This is a genomic window from Flavobacterium salilacus subsp. salilacus (assembly GCF_004634195.1).
Classification (GTDB): domain Bacteria; phylum Bacteroidota; class Bacteroidia; order Flavobacteriales; family Flavobacteriaceae; genus Flavobacterium; species Flavobacterium salilacus.
The window spans coordinates 314,215-331,875 of record NZ_SKBP01000002.1 but is presented as its reverse complement, the minus strand read 5'-3'; the positions used below and the strand labels follow the sequence as shown (position 1 = coordinate 331,875).

Annotated in this window: 16 protein-coding genes; 2 read left to right on the top strand and 14 right to left on the bottom strand. The window is 38.0% G+C overall.

Features of this window, described 5'->3' with window-relative positions:
* The 4 genes from E0W68_RS04515 to E0W68_RS04500 all read right to left on the bottom strand — a co-directional run bounded on the left by E0W68_RS04515 (window position 1) and on the right by E0W68_RS04500 (window position 3,093).
* Window positions 1-786: an ABC transporter ATP-binding protein gene (locus E0W68_RS04515; RefSeq protein ID WP_135218215.1), complete on the bottom strand. Its 786-nt coding sequence runs from the start codon at window positions 784-786 to the stop codon at window positions 1-3.
* Window positions 786-1,526 carry an MlaE family ABC transporter permease gene (locus E0W68_RS04510; protein WP_135218214.1) on the bottom strand — a complete coding sequence of 247 codons (741 nt, stop codon included), beginning with the start codon at window positions 1,524-1,526 and terminating at the stop codon, window positions 786-788. Before E0W68_RS04510 ends, E0W68_RS04515 begins: the two co-directional genes overlap by 1 nt.
* A 79-nt stretch (window positions 1,527-1,605) precedes the next feature.
* On the bottom strand, window positions 1,606-2,454 hold the full coding sequence (locus E0W68_RS04505) for a glycosyltransferase family 2 protein (RefSeq protein WP_135218213.1): 849 nt from the start codon (window positions 2,452-2,454) through the stop codon (window positions 1,606-1,608).
* A 117-nt stretch (window positions 2,455-2,571) separates the two neighbouring features.
* Window positions 2,572-3,093, bottom strand: coding sequence for a methyltransferase domain-containing protein (locus E0W68_RS04500; protein ID WP_135218212.1), 522 nt, complete (start codon window positions 3,091-3,093; stop codon window positions 2,572-2,574).
* An 87-nt stretch (window positions 3,094-3,180) separates the two neighbouring features.
* Here E0W68_RS04500 and E0W68_RS04495 point away from each other — a divergent pair, with 87 nt between their 5' ends.
* A complete protein-coding gene (locus E0W68_RS04495; RefSeq protein ID WP_225990325.1) occupies window positions 3,181-4,650 on the top strand; it encodes an MATE family efflux transporter in 1,470 nt (489 codons plus the stop codon).
* Between the two features lie 8 nt (window positions 4,651-4,658).
* Here the strand turns inward: E0W68_RS04495 and E0W68_RS04490 are convergent, their stop codons facing one another.
* The 3 genes from E0W68_RS04490 to gcvP form a co-directional block, all read right to left on the bottom strand.
* Window positions 4,659-5,717 carry a 3-oxoacyl-ACP synthase III family protein gene (locus E0W68_RS04490; protein ID WP_135218210.1) on the bottom strand — a complete coding sequence of 353 codons (1,059 nt, stop codon included), beginning with the start codon at window positions 5,715-5,717 and terminating at the stop codon, window positions 4,659-4,661.
* Between the two features lie 125 nt (window positions 5,718-5,842).
* A complete protein-coding gene (locus tag E0W68_RS04485) occupies window positions 5,843-6,211 on the bottom strand; it encodes a group III truncated hemoglobin (protein WP_135218209.1) in 369 nt (122 codons plus the stop codon).
* Window positions 6,212-6,265: 54 nt separating this feature from the next.
* Window positions 6,266-9,115 carry an aminomethyl-transferring glycine dehydrogenase gene (gcvP, locus tag E0W68_RS04480; RefSeq protein WP_135218208.1) on the bottom strand — a complete coding sequence of 950 codons (2,850 nt, stop codon included), beginning with the start codon at window positions 9,113-9,115 and terminating at the stop codon, window positions 6,266-6,268.
* 135 nt (window positions 9,116-9,250) lie between these two features.
* Between gcvP and E0W68_RS04475 the strand changes: the two genes are divergently transcribed.
* Window positions 9,251-10,069 (top strand): UbiA prenyltransferase family protein, encoded by an 819-nt coding sequence (locus E0W68_RS04475; RefSeq protein ID WP_135218207.1) that lies wholly within the window; start codon window positions 9,251-9,253, stop codon window positions 10,067-10,069.
* Between the two features lie 2 nt (window positions 10,070-10,071).
* On the opposite strand, the gene E0W68_RS04470 is transcribed toward E0W68_RS04475, so the two are convergent.
* The 7 genes from E0W68_RS04470 to alaS all read right to left on the bottom strand — a co-directional run bounded on the left by E0W68_RS04470 (window position 10,072) and on the right by alaS (window position 17,645).
* On the bottom strand, window positions 10,072-10,974 hold the full coding sequence (locus tag E0W68_RS04470; RefSeq protein ID WP_135218206.1) for a TIGR01777 family oxidoreductase: 903 nt from the start codon (window positions 10,972-10,974) through the stop codon (window positions 10,072-10,074).
* Between the two features lie 355 nt (window positions 10,975-11,329).
* Window positions 11,330-12,145, bottom strand: a complete 816-nt coding sequence (locus tag E0W68_RS04465; protein WP_135218205.1) for a thiol-disulfide oxidoreductase DCC family protein — start codon at window positions 12,143-12,145, stop codon at window positions 11,330-11,332.
* Window positions 12,142-12,462 (bottom strand): hypothetical protein, encoded by a 321-nt coding sequence (locus E0W68_RS04460; RefSeq protein WP_135218204.1) that lies wholly within the window; start codon window positions 12,460-12,462, stop codon window positions 12,142-12,144. Before E0W68_RS04460 ends, E0W68_RS04465 begins: the two co-directional genes overlap by 4 nt.
* A 54-nt stretch (window positions 12,463-12,516) precedes the next feature.
* Window positions 12,517-13,023, bottom strand: a complete 507-nt coding sequence (locus E0W68_RS04455) for a GbsR/MarR family transcriptional regulator (protein WP_135218203.1) — start codon at window positions 13,021-13,023, stop codon at window positions 12,517-12,519.
* 65 nt (window positions 13,024-13,088) lie between these two features.
* Window positions 13,089-14,048, bottom strand: a complete 960-nt coding sequence (locus E0W68_RS04450) for a GSCFA domain-containing protein (protein ID WP_135218202.1) — start codon at window positions 14,046-14,048, stop codon at window positions 13,089-13,091.
* Window positions 14,049-14,135: 87 nt separating this feature from the next.
* Window positions 14,136-14,921, bottom strand: coding sequence for a hypothetical protein (locus E0W68_RS04445; RefSeq protein ID WP_135218201.1), 786 nt, complete (start codon window positions 14,919-14,921; stop codon window positions 14,136-14,138).
* A 96-nt stretch (window positions 14,922-15,017) separates the two neighbouring features.
* The gene (gene alaS, locus E0W68_RS04440; protein ID WP_135218200.1) at window positions 15,018-17,645 is read right to left on the bottom strand and encodes an alanine--tRNA ligase; all 2,628 of its coding nucleotides are present in this window, start codon (window positions 17,643-17,645) and stop codon (window positions 15,018-15,020) included.
* Window positions 17,646-17,661 lie beyond the last annotated feature (16 nt).

Below are 17,661 nucleotides of genomic sequence, written 5' to 3'. Positions count from 1 at the left end.
TTAGTTATTATTATTCTCCTCGTCTTCTTCGGCGAGGAGATTTTCCCTTACCTTTTTAAACAATTCGGAAGAATAAACAAACTCTACTATCGATCTGTTTCTGGTTTCCAGTATTTCCTCATTATTACCTTCCCATTCTTTATATCCGTTTTTAAGGAATATAATTTTTTCTCCTATTTGTAAAACAGAGTTCATATCGTGAGTATTAATAACAGTTGTCATTTTATATTCGCGTGTAATTTCCTGTATCAACTCATCAATAACTATAGAAGTTTCCGGATCAAGCCCAGAATTAGGCTCATCGCAAAATAAATATTTAGGATTATTTACTATGGCTCTCGCTATAGCAACCCTTTTTTGCATACCTCCCGAAAGTTCGGCAGGAAATTTTTTATTGGCATCTTTAAGGTTTACCCTGTCCAAAACTATATTTACTCTGTTTTTAATTTCAGAGGTTCTTTTAGTCGTAAACATTTTTAGCGGGAAAGCCACATTATCCTCAACCGACATTGAGTCGAAAAGGGCACTGCCCTGAAATACCATCCCCATCTCTGTACGCAGCGTTCTTTTCTCATCAGGACTTAGTTCAGAGTATATCCTTCCGTCAAAAGATATACTGCCCGAGTCCGGTTGGTTTAAGCCCAACAATGTTTTTATCAATACTGTTTTACCCGAGCCGCTTCGTCCTATAATGAGGTTTGTTTTTCCTGTTTCAAAAATGGTAGATATACCCTTTAGCACTTTTGTTTCTCCAAACGACTTCTCTATATTTTTTATCTCTATCATCAGCTTAAAAGTAATTGGGTAAGAATATAGTTTACAAGAATAATAACTACGCTGGTCCATACAAATGACGTAGTACTTGCTTTACCAACTTCCAGAGCGCCTCCCTTCATGTAAAATCCATGAAAAGAAGGTATAGTTGCCAGGAGCATACCGAAAATAAATGTTTTTGAGAAAGCATAAAAAACGTGAAAAGGTATAAATTCGGTTTGTATCCCGACTATAAACTGATCAAAGCCTATAAACCCACCATATACGCCTGCCATAAGCCCTCCCAAGATGCCCAGAAACATTGATATTGCAATAACAAACGGGTAGAGGGTAAAAGCTACTATTTTAGGAAAAATAAGATAATTTATAGTATTAACCCCCATTACTTCAAGTGCATCTATTTGTTCGGTTACCCGCATAGTACCAATACTCGATGTAATATAAGAGCCTGCACGTCCTGCCATAATTATAGAAATAAAGGTGGGGGCAAACTCAAGGATTACTGATTGTCTTGTAGCAAATGCAATAAGATCTTTCGGTATGAGCGGATTGGTTAAGTTGAGCGCTGTTTGTATAGCTACAACCCCGCCTATAAAGAAAGATATAAAGGCCACAATTCCTAAAGAACCGATTATAAGATCGTCTATTTCTTTAAATATCAGTGGCTTCATTACTCTCCATTTGGTGGGTTTAGTAAATACTTCCTTTATCATTATGAAGTATAATCCAATCTGGTGTAAAGCTTTTATCATTTAAAATCAAAATATCTGCTAAAGTACCTAATTGCGGGCACTTTTTAATGGCTCTTAATAGTTTTTTAATACTACTTTATTAAAATAGTTTGCCTTTTATTTTCTTCCACCGATAATTTCTTATGTATGCTGCCTGCTCTTTGGTTACCAATAATTCTTTGCGTTCTCTTTTGGCTTTAAGGAAGCCTTTTATATAATCGGCAAACAGAAAAGGTTTTTTTTTGCGCATAGCCAGCTTTGCTGCTGCAATGGCAGTAATGGTAAAGCCATAGCCCAGTGTATAAAAAGCCTCACCTTGTTTATATCGAGATGCTTTGGTATAACTTGCTCCGGTGGGTTTTAGGTGCTTTACTTTAAGGCTGTCTATTGTTACTACCTCCCATCCGTAAAATTTTGCCAAGAGTTCATCAACGGTATCCCAGCCCATAGCCGGTTTTAATTTGCCTATTTGTAAAAAACATTCTTTCCTGTAGGCTTTAAACGCTCCGCGAATATGGTCTTTATCTGTCAGGTTTTCTAACATCCATTCGCCGTTATGCTCTATATAGGCAAAGCCGCCAGCCATACCTGCCTTTTTATTTTTGGAAAATACATCCAACACCTTTTCAAAATAATCGTGAGGCAGTATAAGGTCGGCATCCAGTTTTACGATAATGTCATAATCCTCATCAACCGTTTCATAACCTGCCATAAAAGCCTGTATTACCTTACTGCCCGGCATGTGTACTGTTTCAGACGTTTTGTTTACGAGTGATAGCCACTGGTGTTTTGTGCAAAATGATTGTGTAATTTTTGCAGTATCGTCAGTAGAGTTATCGTTTACCACAACAGCTTTTGCAGGCAATACCGATTGCTGTGCGAGCGATTGCAACATAGTGCTTATAAAAGCAGCTTCGTTATAAGCCGGAATGATAACGTAATATTTCATATTTATATAGAAATGGATGCAAATAGGGCTTTTTTTAATAAACTCTCCAGCCCAAAGCAACCGTAATGGAAAGTAGTAAATTTTTGATCTTATTGTTAAGCAACACGCTTTCGGTTTTTATATTCTTTCGGCATATATTATATAATATCGAGGTGTTATTTTTCGTAAAAATGGTCGTATTCCGAGCTTTTTAGAAGGATTAGTCCATTTTTTTCGGTCTTTTATTACCCATCCTGTCTTTTCTAAAAGCCAATCCAATTGCCAGTCTTCAAATTCATGATAATGCCTGTCCCACATATCTGTTTTACTTTTATATGCCGGGCTAAACCACAGGCGAAGCGGTACTGATATTATTAACTTGTTACATGCTACATTTTGTAAAACGGTAAAAGGGTTTAGCAAATGCTCAAAGATTTCAAAGGCAGTAAGTACATCATAATTACTTTTTTGGAGTGCTGATTGGTTAAAATCAAGATCCTCCCCGTCAGTATTGTTAACAATGTAGCCTTCGTTTGCCATTATTTTTGAGAATGGATTTGCTACCCCCAAATCGAGTATTTTTTCAGAGGGATGTATATGTTTTTGCAAAAATTCTAAAGTAAGCTTATATCGTTTATGGGGAAAAGTGTTTTCGTACATTCTGTTTTTTTTATGGTATCAAAAATAAAGAAAACTATATTTACTGAAACATTTCCCGTTATATTTGTTATCAGGAATAATATTACTTTGAAAAATACAGATTTACATAAACAGGCTCTTTTTTTTACAATTATAAATTATGTGGGTACTGCTATAGGTATTATTTCCTCTCTGTTTATTTATCCTCTCAATTTTGCTTTTTCGGGTACTGTTAAATTTATAGATACTATATCGCAACTGCTCTTTCCCATAATGGTTTTAGGAGCTTCGCACGCACTTATAAAGTTTTATCCGTCTTTGGGAAATGAAAAAAGGAAACAACTATTTAATTACAGCCTTATTTCTATATCCGTAATCAGTGTGCTTGTGCTGGTTTTTATAGTTACTTCTAATTTTATTTTTGATTATGTATATATTGATTATATATATATAGCTTTTCCTATAGCCATAGCTTTGGCTTATATTGAACTGTTCAGAAAGCAAGCCCAGGATATACAAAAGCTGGCATTGCCTACTTTTTACGAAAAAATAATACCTAAAATTATATTGCCCGGTGTTTTTTTGTTGCTGTTGTATAATTTTCTTTCAGAAAAACCTGCCTTGCTTATTTATATGACATCCTATATCCTCGTTTTTATATTGATAGGAATATATATATTCAGGCATTTTAAACCCGGATTCAAATATAATTTCAAATCACTATTTACTCAACTCTCAAAAAAGGACTACTATAACTATAGTTTATATTCTTTTGCAGGAAGTTTGGGGTCGCTACTCGCTTTTAGGATAGATGGTTTGTTTATATTTAATTTACTGTCAGAAGAAGCTAACGGGATATATGGTAACGGAGCTACAATGGCAGCAACGTTACAAGTTCCGGCAGTTGGTCTTTTTGCACTTTATGCACCTTTAATTTCCGAATATATCACATCGGGTAATATTGCAGGTTTAAAAGTTAAGTATAAAGAAACGGCACGCTTATTATTTTTTACAGGAGCTTGTTTGTTAAGCTGTATTTATTTAGGGTTAGATGATTTATTTAGCCTTTTGCCTGCAAAGCAGGCTCTTAAAGAAACGCTTCCTATAATATATATACTCAGTTTTAGCGTACTTATAAATATGGGTACGGGTTTTAATACCGAAATTATTAGTTACTCTAAATATTACAGGTTTAATATGGTAACCATAGTATTACTTATATTTTTAAATGTGGGTTTAAATATTTTATTCATTTATAAAACCAACTTAGGTATAGCAGGGGTGGCCTATGCCACACTTATATCGATGACTATATTTAATGTTGCCAAGCTTTGGTTTATCTATAAAAAATTTGGATTACTGCCTTTTGATAAGGATTTCTTAAAACTGGCAGGTGTATTCCTGATATCGGGTATAGGCTTGTATTTGTTACCCGATATAAGTTCAAACCTTCTCAATCTAATCTATAAAACAGGGCTTTCTTTACTGATAAATGTGACTGTTATATATAAATTAAGGCTCGTCTATCAGGTAAATGTATGGATAGACAAAGCCTTAAAAATTATAAAATTAAAATAAACGGATTATTATATCCTGTACGTTATAGCATTAATGTTCATTCCTCCGCCAACCGAAGCAAACAGTATTACATCCCCTTTATTAAGCTCCTGGTTTTCCATTTCGCCTTTTATCAGCATGTCGTACAGCGTGGGTATGGTAGCTACACTACTGTTCCCCAGTTTTTGTATACACATAGGCATAACTCTTTCCGGCGGAGTTTGATCGTATAATTTATAAAAGCGATTAATGATAGCTTCATCCATTTTTTCATTAGCCTGATGTATAATTACCTTTTTAAGATCATTAATACTAATGCCACTTTTGTCAAGACACTCTTTCATGGCCAGAGGTACTTGGTTTAGCGCAAATTCATATATTTTACGCCCATGCATTTTTATATAACGCACATCAGCATCATGTTCCTGATTGTAGGAGTTGCCGAAAAATAAAAAGTAGGCTTCTTCATAAGTGAAAGAGGCTGTTTCGTGTGACAGTATGCCACCTTCTTCATCAGTAGCTTCTATTACGGTAGCACCCGCACCGTCAGAATATATCATGCTGTCGCGGTCATGAGGGTCAACCACACGAGATAATGTTTCTGCACCCACAACAAGGCATCTTTTTGCCATTCCTGCTTTTATATATGCCTGTGCCTGTATAACACCTTCTATCCACCCGGGGCAGCCAAACAAAATATCATAAGCCACACATTTAGTGTTTTTAATGCCTAAACTGTGCTTAACCCTTGCGGCAAGACTGGGTAGTATATCCGACTGTATAGCTCCTTCTTTAACATTACCAAAGTTATGTGCCAGTATAATATAATCAATAGTTTCTTTGTCTATTCCTGCATCTGCCACCGCTTTTTCAGCAGCAAAAAAGGCGATATCCGAAGTCACCAGGTTTTCCTCAACATATCGACGCTCTTCTATCCCTGTAATTTGTTTAAATTTATTAGCAACCACCTCATTTGTATATTGGAGCGGTGAACCATTCTCGTCCAAAAATATATGCCTGGCAAAATCTTTATTGCTAACGATACGTGTAGGAATATAACTCCCGCATCCTGTTATTTTTATATTCATGCTATCCTTATTTTATAGCTAATATACTTAAATAAACACTAGTGTTAAATTTATATCCTTATGCATGCATAAGAATTGTTTTAATTTTATTATAAAGCGACTTATTTTAAGAAATTATTAATTTTTTAATTAAATATTTTAATTTTTATAACTGAAGCGATAGACAGTGCCCTTGTTTTTATTTTCTCGGTATTGTTGCCGCAAAAAAGAAGGTCTGCTGTAGTGGTAAAATGGCTTAACCATATTTCAAAATGCAGGTCGGTAATTGTTTCTTTATCGTTTAATTCCTGATGTATTTGTAATACATTTTTGCGATAATTACCTTTATAAAACAGTGTCTGCTCCCAAAAATCGGCAAGGTGGGGCAGGTGTTCCTCAAGGTCTATTTTAGCAACATCCGTAAACATATAGTTTATAGCAGGGTCAGCAAGTAATCTGCCATAAAACTCTCGCATAAAGAGTTCAATATCAGCTCTTGTTTCTATGTCTTTCATTTTATAATAAATTTAGATATAAAATAAAAATGGCTGCTAAATGCAGCCATTTTCTTAACTTTCCATATAAGCCTCAATAGGCGCGCAGGAACAGATTAAGTTTCTGTCGCCATAAGCATCGTCAACCCTCCTTACGGCAGGCCAAAATTTATTGTCCATTAGGTAATCCAGCGGAAATGCTGCTTTTTCTCTGGTATAAGGCAGTAGCCATTCATCAGCGGTAAGCATTGCCTGTGTATGCGGTGCATTTTTTAATACGTTGTTTTTATCATCCGCATTGGATTCCTCAATCTCTTTACGAATGGCAATCATAGCATCACAAAAACGGTCAAGCTCCTCAACGTTTTCGCTCTCGGTAGGCTCTATCATTAGTGTTCCTGCCACAGGGAAAGAAACCGTAGGAGCATGGAAACCATAATCCATCAAACGTTTTGCAATATCGGTAACTTCAATACCATTTTGTTTAAATGGTCGGCACTCAATAATCATTTCGTGTGCAGCCCTGCCCATTTCGCCGGTATAAAGCATTTCATAATGACCGCTTAGTCTTTCTTTAATATAGTTGGCATTCAGTATTGCATATTTAGTTGAGTTTGTAAGCCCCTCTTCACCCAACATCGTTATGTAGCCATAAGATATAAGGCAAACTAATGCCGAACCCCAAGGTGCAGCCGAAATAGCGGTAATAGCATTGCTGCCACCGGTAGGCACTATAGGGTTAGTAGGCAGGAACGGAACTAAATGTTCTGCCACACAAATAGGACCAACACCCGGACCACCGCCACCGTGAGGGATAGCGAATGTTTTGTGCAGGTTAAGGTGACATACGTCAGCACCGATGGTAGCCGGGTTGGTAAGCCCAACCTGAGCATTCATGTTAGCACCGTCCATATATACCTGTCCGCCATTATCGTGAATTATTTTAGTAATCTCTTTAATAGAAGCCTCATATACCCCGTGTGTAGAGGGGTAAGTAACCATAAGGCACGACAGTCTGTCTTTATACTGTTCAGCTTTAGCCCTTAAGTCTTCTACATCAATATTACCATTTTCCGAAGTTTTGGTAACCACTACCTGCATTCCCGCCATAACAGCCGAAGCAGGATTAGTACCGTGTGCCGATGCCGGTATCAGGGCAATATCTCTGTGGTGATCGCCTCGTGACTGGTGGTAAGCACGAATAACCATAAGCCCTGCATACTCACCTTGTGCGCCGGAGTTTGGTTGTAATGTAGTGCCTGCAAAACCGGTAATAACGTTAAGTTGCTCTTCCAGTTTTTTAAGCATTATTTGGTAGCCTTCCGCCTGCTCAATAGGGGCAAACGGGTGAATGCTGTTCCAGTAAGGTAAGCTCAACGGTAACATCTCGGTAGCCGCATTTAGTTTCATGGTACATGAACCCAAAGAAATCATCGAGTGGTTTAAGGCAAGGTCACGACGCTCCAGTTTCTTAATGTAACGCATTAAAGCTGTTTCCGAATGGTATTTGTTAAATACTTCATGTGTCAGGAAATCGCTTGTGCGTTGTATTTTCTCGGGGATTACTGTTTCACCCGATAGTGCTGTTATAGGCTTAATTTCTCTGCCTATTGCTTCGGCAAATATTTGTACAATATTATTTATATCTGCTAAAGATGTTGTTTCATTAAATGAAATTGAAACGGTTTCTCTGTCGATATAATAAAAATTAATCGATTTTGCTTCGGCAGCAGCCTGTACTTTTGCCACATCGGTTTTAACAACTATGGTATCAAAGAAAGAGGTGTTTGCCTGATATACACCCAGCTCATTAAGTGCTTCGGCTGTAGTTACTGCAGAGCGGTGTACTTTATCTGCAATATATCTCAACCCCTGAGGACCATGATATACGGCATACATACCCGCCATAACAGCGAGCAATACCTGTGCGGTACAAATATTAGAAGTTGCTTTTTCACGCTTAATGTGCTGCTCACGGGTTTGCAATGCCATACGCAAGGCACGGTTACCGTTGGCATCTATAGTTACCCCTATAATCCTGCCCGGCATGCTGCGTTTGTACTCCTCTTTAGTCGCAAAGTAAGCAGCATGAGGACCGCCATAGCCCATAGGGATACCAAAACGCTGGGTAGTACCTACTACTACGTCAGCACCAAGTTCGCCCGGTGCAACCAGTTTTACAAGGCTTAAAATATCGGCAGCTACGGCTATTTTTATATCGTTTTGCTTTGCTTTGTTTATAAAATCAGTATAATCATACACCTGCCCGAATTTGCCCGGATATTGTAATAAAGCTCCGAAAAATTCGTCAGAGAAATCAAAGGCTTCATGATTGCCTACTACCAGCTCTATACCGATAGGAGTAGAACGGGTTTCCAGTACCGACAGGGTTTGCGGCAGGATTTCTTCCGAAACAAAAAATTTATTTACATTGTTTTTCTTTTGATCGCGTGTACGCACATCAAACAGTAATGCCATACCTTCGGCGGCGGCGGTACTTTCATCAAGTAGCGATGCGTTTGCTATTTCCATACCGGTAAGCTCAATAACGGTAGTCTGGAAGTTTAATAATGCTTCAAGACGCCCTTGTGCTATCTCTGCCTGGTATGGCGTATAGGCTGTGTACCAGCCCGGATTTTCGAATATATTTCTTTGAATTGGTGCCGGTACTATGGTAGCGTGATAACCCAACCCAATGTATGATTTGTATATTTTGTTTTTAGCTCCCAGTTCCCTGATGTGGTTCATGTATTCATATTCGGTCATGGCAGGATCCAATTGTAAAGGTTCCTTTAGGCGAATGTCATCCGGTAGGGTTTCGTATATCAGTTGTTCTGTAGATTCTGCACCTATGGTTTTCAACATATGCTGCAAGTCGTTTTCTCTTGGTCCAATGTGTCTTAAAGCAAAAGCATCTGTTCTCATGTATATTTTCTGCGTTGTTTTTTAGTGGCACAAAAGTAATTATTTATATCCGAATTAAAATGCTTTTTGGGGCTCGATTTTGTGAATTTTTCATCATAAATCTATTACTTTTAGCATATTGATTATTTTTGTTTAATGAAGGTACTCAGGGCAATATTTCATTTTTATATACACGGCAGCATCCATGTTGCTTTTTCGGTAGTATCATTATTGCTCATGACCTTGCATATGTTTCGTATTCCGTTTGATGTGCCTATGGCGATTTTTACTTTTTTTGGTACTATAACGGGGTATAATTTTGTAAAGTATGAAAGCCATTTTAGGAACAAAAAACATATTACTCCTGAAATAAAGGCGATTGCTGTAATGAGTATTTTTACCTTGCTGGCAGCAGGTGTGGGTTTTTTATTCCTGGAGCGAAAAACCCAATTGACAGGTGTTGCCTTTTTTATGCTTACGCTGCTTTATACTGTGCCGTTTTTCCCGAAAAAGAGAAATATGCGCAACTGGGTGGGGATTAAAATATATATGGTTGCACTGTGCTGGGCAGGTATAACCATATTATTGCCCTTGTTTAATGCCGCAATAGCAATATCGAGCGATGTGGTGCTTAAATTTATTCAGCGATTTCTGTTGATTATTATCCTGATACTCATATTTGAAATTATAGACTCTAAAGATGATGATCCCGGGCTTATGACTGTCCCTCAAAAAATAGGGGTGCAGAAAACGAAATGGCTCAACCTTTTTTTATTAATCCTGTTTTACTGCCTGGAGTTTTTTAAATCAGAGGTAGATTACAAACAGCTTTTGGTAAATATAATACTGGTTGTATCTACGGCTTTGTTTACACTTTTTGCAACGCCTGACCGACCAAAGTACTATACGCTTTTTTGGGTAGAAAGCATCCCGATATTCTGGTTGGGATTAGTGCTTTTGGTTTCAGCGTTTTGATGCTATAGGTTTTTCAAGGCATTTTCTAAATCTCCATTTACAAAGGTAAACCCTTGTTGTTGTAATCGGGCAGGTATTACGTTTCGGCTTTTTAAAACCAGTTCGGTTTCAGTACCTACAATTGTTGCACCAATTTCCAATAATGCTTTACCTATGGGAATAGCTATGGGCATATCCATCCTGTGTTGTAATGCTTTCATAAAATTTTTATTTCGCACAGGAGCAGGAGATACGACATTTATTTTACCTTCCAGTTCTTTTTCGATTATAAAGGCTACGGCACGGGCAAAATCGAGTTCATGAATCCAGCTTACAAATTGCCTGCCGTTGCCTTGCTTACCGCCAAAACCGAGTTGCGTCAGCTTTTTCAGCATAGGGTATGCTCCGCCGTTTTTACCTAAAACAATAGAGGTGCGTAATGCCGTTTTTTTAGTTTTCGGCGTTTCAGTCTGAAAAAAGGTACGTTCCCACATTTTTGCCACATTTATAGAGAAATCAAAACCAATATCGCCTGTCGTTTCATCCATTTGCTTATCGAGACTGTGGCGGTATATCGTAGCAGTAGATGAATTTAACCAATGCTTTGGTGGGTGGACACATTGCAAAACTGCTTTGTTGAGTACCGCTGTGCTGTCAATACGCGAGGTAATTATTTTATTTTTATTGCGCTCGTTATATCGGCAATCGACAGACTTACCTGCAAGGTTAATGAGTACATCGGCTCCTTCCAGTTCGGTTTCCCAACCGGTTAAGCTTTTGGCATCCCAGTTTATATAGCTCACATTGTTTTCTTTACGGGCTTTACCGCGTGTGAGTATCACTATTTCATCAACATCATCTTTAAAATAATTGATGAGTACTTGTCCTAAAAATCCTGTGCCGGCGGCTATGACTAATTTTTTCATGGTTGCTGAGTGTTTAAGTGTTTTAAAATCAAGTACGTTAATCTTCCAAAGTAACATGCAATTAACATGGGTATTATAAATACAGTAATTATAATTAAATCATTGAACCGGAAGTTATCCCATGAAAAATATGCTGTCGCCAGGCTTATAATTGCAGCGCCCCAGTAAATAAGTAAGGCTTTTTTAAGGGTACTGTTAAGTTGTCTGTAATATCGGAAAGTGACTATCAAAGCCAAGATCAATTGCAAGGGACCTAGTACTAGTTGGGCGTACATTCCGAATAAGACTGTACACCAAAGTATTAAGGTAATACCTAGGGCAAATGAATTTATGATGTGTATTATCCTTATCATGACTATATGTTTAGAATTATTGCAAGGGCAATGAGTCGATAGGCAACCCATGTAAAGCATAAGTAGGGTGGAAGTTCTAATATTTTAACCCTGCGAAAGTGTTCTGCAAACATAAGCGTGACTGTAATGCCGAACCATATTATATTTAGTATTTCCGGTACTGTAGTAAAGCTATTAGTTAACAGCATTGGCAACAGCAGTAGTGAACCTCCCAAAGAAACCGTCATTACATTGCCTAAATAATTCAATACAGTTTTATTATCCAGTTTATAAAGAAAGATGAATTGAAATGCTAATTGCCCTACGGCAAGAGCCGCTTCTCGACCAAAACCGCCTTTTGGGATTGGCAGTAAAGTAGCGTAATTAAGCAGTGTTATGGCTGTTACTATGGTGGCAAAAAGCATAAAGGCAATCCTGTAACGATAGTTGAAAGCAGGAGTGCACTGTATTACGTTATTACTGTTTTTACCCGGAATAATTACTTTTCGGTTGTAAGAAATAAATGAATACAGTTTTTTAAGCACAAACTTTATCGGCTTGATATTCCCGATAGTACTCACAACAGGGAAGGAGTTACCTATCACTTTTATCAGGCTGTCAATGCCGTAGATAACAGTATTATTCTCTCGGTCTATTAAAGCTATTTCATTAACGGCTTTATCAGCATTTACAAAGGTTAGCTCGTTAGCATTGAGTTCAGAGTATGGCTTTCTTCCGTCGTTATCAAGCATTCCGCTTTTAACAAATGCTCCTGTATAAGCCTGGCACAAAGGGCAGTCTTCATCATAAAGCAGGGTTTGGTTAGATAGTGTTTTCATAATTCGTCTATTTTTAGGTAATGAAGGATTATTGTAAAATACATGGCAAGGAAGGGAGGTAGAAACCATATCCAGCCCCAATTTGTTAAGTACCACATAACAAAGAATACTACTGTTAGAACCCAGTAAATTATTAATGGAACATTTTTGTAACCTTTAATAATAGTCCATCCTAAGGCTGCGACCACTTGGAAACCTCCTGTAAGTATTGTAAAGAGTGCGGCAATCATCCATAGCCCAGGCATTATAAAGCCTAATCCTCCGAGAAAAAGCGGAAAACCGACAAAGAAAAAGTTGATATGTTTTAATGGTTTCATAGTATTTATTGTTTTAAACTTTCAAAAATATTTGAAATTTAATATTAAATTTTTTTACTTCATTATTTTCATAACTAAACGACCTATCCAGTTCTCCTTCATTTCGGTAACTTTTTCAATCATGTTATCGGCTTTCAGTACAAAGTCATATAGTTTTTCGGTTTGCGCCGTAAAATGTTTTGCCTCTGCCGATGTGTCATTTTTCACACCCGAAGAAACATCTTTTAATACCTTCAATGCCGGTTTTATTTCTCGTTTGCTACGTTCTTGTGCTATTTTTACAGCCAGTTCGTCAAGGTCTTTCTCGGCAATAAAAAATTCTTTACGTTCGCCGGCTTTATATTCTTTGTACACAATGCCCCAGTCCATTAGCGCGCGAAGGTTCATACTGGCATTACCGCGCGATATTTGAAGCTCCTCCATAATGTCTTCCATAGAAAGTGCATCAGGGGCTACCATGAGCAAAGCATGTATCTGTGCCATAGTTTTATTAATGCCCCATTGCGAGCCTAATGCGCCCCATGTTTGGATAAACTTATTTTTTGCTTCGCTGAATTCCATAGTTCAAAGATAGAATATATTTTTAAACTTTCAAAAAATAATGAAACTTTATTTTTTCAGGAAAACTATCTAAAATTAATATGTGGGTATTGTTCTTTCAATTTATCAGCTCGCTGATTCAGTTTTTCCAAAAAGGCTTTATGTTCTTCTGAATCAACATTAAAAGGTCGGTGTTGTAAGCCTTTTTGTATGGCGTCAACTTCTTTCATTGTGTTGTATGCTTCTGGAGCAATACAGCTTTCTGTAAAGCGTTCCCAAATATAATCTATCGCTACATTGTTAGGGTGAATCATATCGGATGCATAAAACCTATAGTCGCGCAATTCATCCATCATAATTTCATAGGAGGGAAAATAAAGCCCTCCTGCCCCCGAAGGAGTAATTGCCAATACCTCGTGTAAAGCGGAAATAAGATTAGCTTTACTCCATTGGTTTTCCGTAAATCCATCTTTAATATGCCGTACGGGAGATACCGTAAAAATAAATTGCAGGTTGGGGTTAACCTCACGCAACATTGCCATGCTATTTTGCAGGCTTTGAACTATGGTAGTTACAGATAGTAACTCTTTACTAAATTCTTTTTGGGGTACTTTATGACAGTTTGCCACAACGTTACCTGACTGATTATGGCGATATACCCACGCCGTACCCAGCGTAATGATGAGGTGTGTAGCTTCGTGTAGGGCTTTGCCCGTATTGGTAACAGCAGTGTTGAGGTTGTCTATAAGCTTATTTTTATCAGGATTGCTGAGGTCGCTATGGGCGGCATAGCAATGCCAACGCTCGTTGTGGTAAAAAATATCCGTTTCGGTAAATTGCTTTTGTTGCAAAGCATAGCCAATAAACTTTTCTATTGCCAACGGATGAAAGAGAATACCAAAAGGATTAATAGTATTCCTGAATTTAAAATAATTCAGTTTCTCACCCATATTTACGGCAAAGCATGAACCCAAAGAGACTACCTGCGAGTTGTAATCAATAGGCTGATTGCTTTTCGGGATAGGTATTTGGGTTCTGAATTGCATTGATGAAAATTTTCAGCAAAGATAAATAAACAAAATAAAAGCCCTCCAATTATTGAAGGGCTAATGAATTTTAAAAAGAACAATATATTATTCGTAAAAATACTGATGACTGTTTGTAGGAATAGGGCTGTCGTCATAAGCAAAGATTTCAGTAAGAGGATAACCATCACTATTGTATGTATAGGTGTAGGTTGTATGGAAATTTTCTGTACCACTACTATGATAAACTGTCCAGTTAAGAGGGTTGTTTTGTCCACCGCCATCACCACTATCGAAGATGTCCGGAAGAATCATTATATTATTAAAGGAAGCAATATTTTTGAATGGACTGTTCTTATCATCGTATGTCCATGATTGTGGTTGATTACATTCTGTATAAGAAATTAAATTTCCATTTTCAAAGGTAAGCAGCCCACTATCTTGAAGTGTTAATGGCTCGGTTTCATTCTCTGCTTGATATATACTTATATCAATAGTTCCGTTACTATTATGCTCGTATTCTTTTTTAACATATTCATATACTTCATCGTTAATGTCATAAGAATACCTTTCATACAGAACAAGATTATCGCCACTGTAAGTGTATATTCCTTTTTCATCTAATTCACCATTATACAGTATTCTTTCTTCAACTACTTTATCTCCATCATAAGTAAATTCGATTATTAGCCCATCATCATAAACCATAGAGGTTAGCTTATTACCGTCATAGTTGAACAGGGTAGTAATAGTTCCTTCAATATCATCTGTCGAAATCCTTTTTTTAAGCAGCACAACATTTTCATCAGGGTTTGTAACAGGAGAATCATCATCACTGGAACATGATGTCATTGTAAATAAGGCAATAGCTGCCAGTGTAAGAACTTTTTTCATTAGTTAGATTTTAATTATTAATATGATCTTCGGCAGCAAATATAAAATATTATTGTAAAGAAAAAAGCCACAACTTAAATTATGGCTTTTAAATGATTATTTAATAAAGTTTTTTGCAGCTTTAAGGGCATCGGGTATCCCTGCCGAATTTTTACCGCCTGCGGTGGCAAAGAAAGGCTGTCCGCCACCGCCGCCCTGTATGTATTTGCCCAGTTCGCGTACTACCTGCCCGGCGTTAAGCCCTTTTTCGGCAACCAGTTCTTTAGAGATGTAGCAGGTAAGCATAGGTTTGTCATCCTGTGCTGTGGCAAGTACTAAAAACAGGTTGTTACCCAAGTTACCTAACTCATACGCTAAGTCTTTTGCTCCTGTAGCATCAAGGTCAACTTGTTTGGCAAGGAATTTTATGCCGTTTATTTCTTCAATTTCTGAGGCTAATTCACCTTTCAGGTTTTTTGCCTTATCTTTCAGTAATGCTTCTACCTGTTTTTTCAGTTTAGTATTTTCATCCTGTAAAGAGGCTACGGCTTTCAGGGTATCCTGCGGGTTTTTCAGTGCCGACTTAATTTCGTTAAGCGTATTTTCCTGTGTGGTGAAATAATCTTTTACAGCCTCATTCGTTATAGCTTCTATACGGCGAATACCTGCTGCAACCGCACCTTCACTCACAATTTTAAAGTACCATATATCGGCAGTATTTTGCACGTGAATACCTCCGCAAAGTTCCATGCTTTCGCCAAATTTTATAGCGCGTACATTATCGCCATATTTCTCCCCGAATAGTGCCATTGCTCCTTCTTCAATCGCTTGTTGGAAAGGTATGCTTCTGCGTTCTATCAGTGGCAGGTGTTCCTGTATTCTTGCGTTTACAAAGTCTTCTACCTTTTGTAACTCCTCATCAGTTACTTTAGCGAAATGCGAAAAGTCAAAACGCAGGTAGTTAGGGCTAACTAATGAGCCTTTCTGCTCTACGTGTGTTCCTAAAATACTACGCAATGCCTGATGCAACAGGTGCGTAGCGGTATGGTTACTTGCCGAATCGCTCCTTAACTTACCATTTACTTTTGCAGTGAAAACAGCACTTGTGTTTTCAGGCAATTTCTTAGTAATGTGCAGTATAAGGTTGTTTTCCTTTTTAGTGTCAAGCACCTCAATGGTTTCGTTAGCAGAGGTTAAAACACCTTTGTCGCCAACCTGCCCGCCACCTTCGGGGTAGAAAGGGGTTTTGTCTAAAACTATCTGGTATAATGTGCCGTCTTTTTTAGACTCTACTTTACGGAAACGGGTAATTTTAACCTCGTTTTCCAGTTGGTCATACCCTACAAACGTTTCGGTATTGCCTTCCGTTAAAATATTCCAGTCGTCGGTAGCCACTTCACTCGCGGCTCGGCTACGGTCTTTTTGTTTTTTCAGTTCGGCATCAAACTCCGCTTTGTCATAGCTAAAGCCTTTTTCTTTTAAAATTAAGGCTGTAAGGTCTTCCGGGAAACCGAAAGTATCGTATAGCTCGAATACCTTAGCACCTGATACTTCTTTGCCCTTGGTTTCGCTTACTACGTTTTCAAGTAACTGTAATCCTTGCTCTAATGTGCGAAGGAAAGAAGCTTCTTCTTCCTTAATCACATTAGTAACCAAACCTTGCTGCGATTTTATCTCCGGGAAAAATTCGCCCATTTGCTCGCTTAGTATTGCAACAAGCTCATTGATAAAAGGCTCTTTTTTATCAAGGAAAGTAAACCCGTAACGGATAGCCCTCCTTAATATCCTGCGGATAACATACCCTGCTCCCGTGTTGCTTGGCAACTGCCCATCGGCAATGGCAAATGCTACGGCACGAACGTGGTCGGCAACTACACGGATAGCGATGTTTGTTTTTTCTTCTTCTTCGTTACTTGCTTTAACCGTATATTTTTTACCCGTAAGTTGTTCTATTTTTTGGATAATTGGCGTAAATACATCGGTATCATAATTACTCTGTACACCTTGCAGTACCATGCAAAGCCTTTCGAAGCCCATACCGGTATCTACGTGTTGTGCGGGAAGTTTCTCTAATGATTTATCTGCTTTACGGTTAAACTCCATAAATACATTATTCCAAATCTCTACCACCTGCGGGTGGTCGGCATTTATCAGGTCTTTACCCGCTACTTTTGCTTTCTCCTCAGCAGAACGGATATCTACGTGGATTTCCGAACAAGGTCCGCAAGGTCCCTGGTCGCCCATTTCCCAAAAGTTATCTTTTTTGTTACCCATCAATATACGGTCTTCAGCTATAAGCCCTTTCCATATATCATAAGCTTCTTGGTCAAACGGTACATTATCTTCTTTGCTACCCTCAAATACGGTTACATACAAAATGTCTTTCGGTATTTTATATACTTCGGTAAGCAGTTCCCAAGCCCAGTTGATAGCCTCTTTTTTAAAGTAATCGCCAAAGCTCCAGTTGCCCAGCATTTCAAACATGGTGTGGTGGTAGGTATCAAAACCCACATCTTCCAAATCGTTATGTTTACCTGAAACGCGAAGGCATTTTTGAGTATCGGTTATACGGTTGCTTTTAGGGATGGCATTGCCCAAAAAGTATTCCTTGAACTGTGCCATGCCCGAGTTGTTGAACATAAGCGTAGGGTCGTCTTTGGTTACTATAGGTGCCGAAGGGACTATTAAGTGTCCTTTTTCCTGAAAAAAATCTAAAAACTGTTTCCTGATATCCCGCGATTTCATATTTGGGTATAATTTT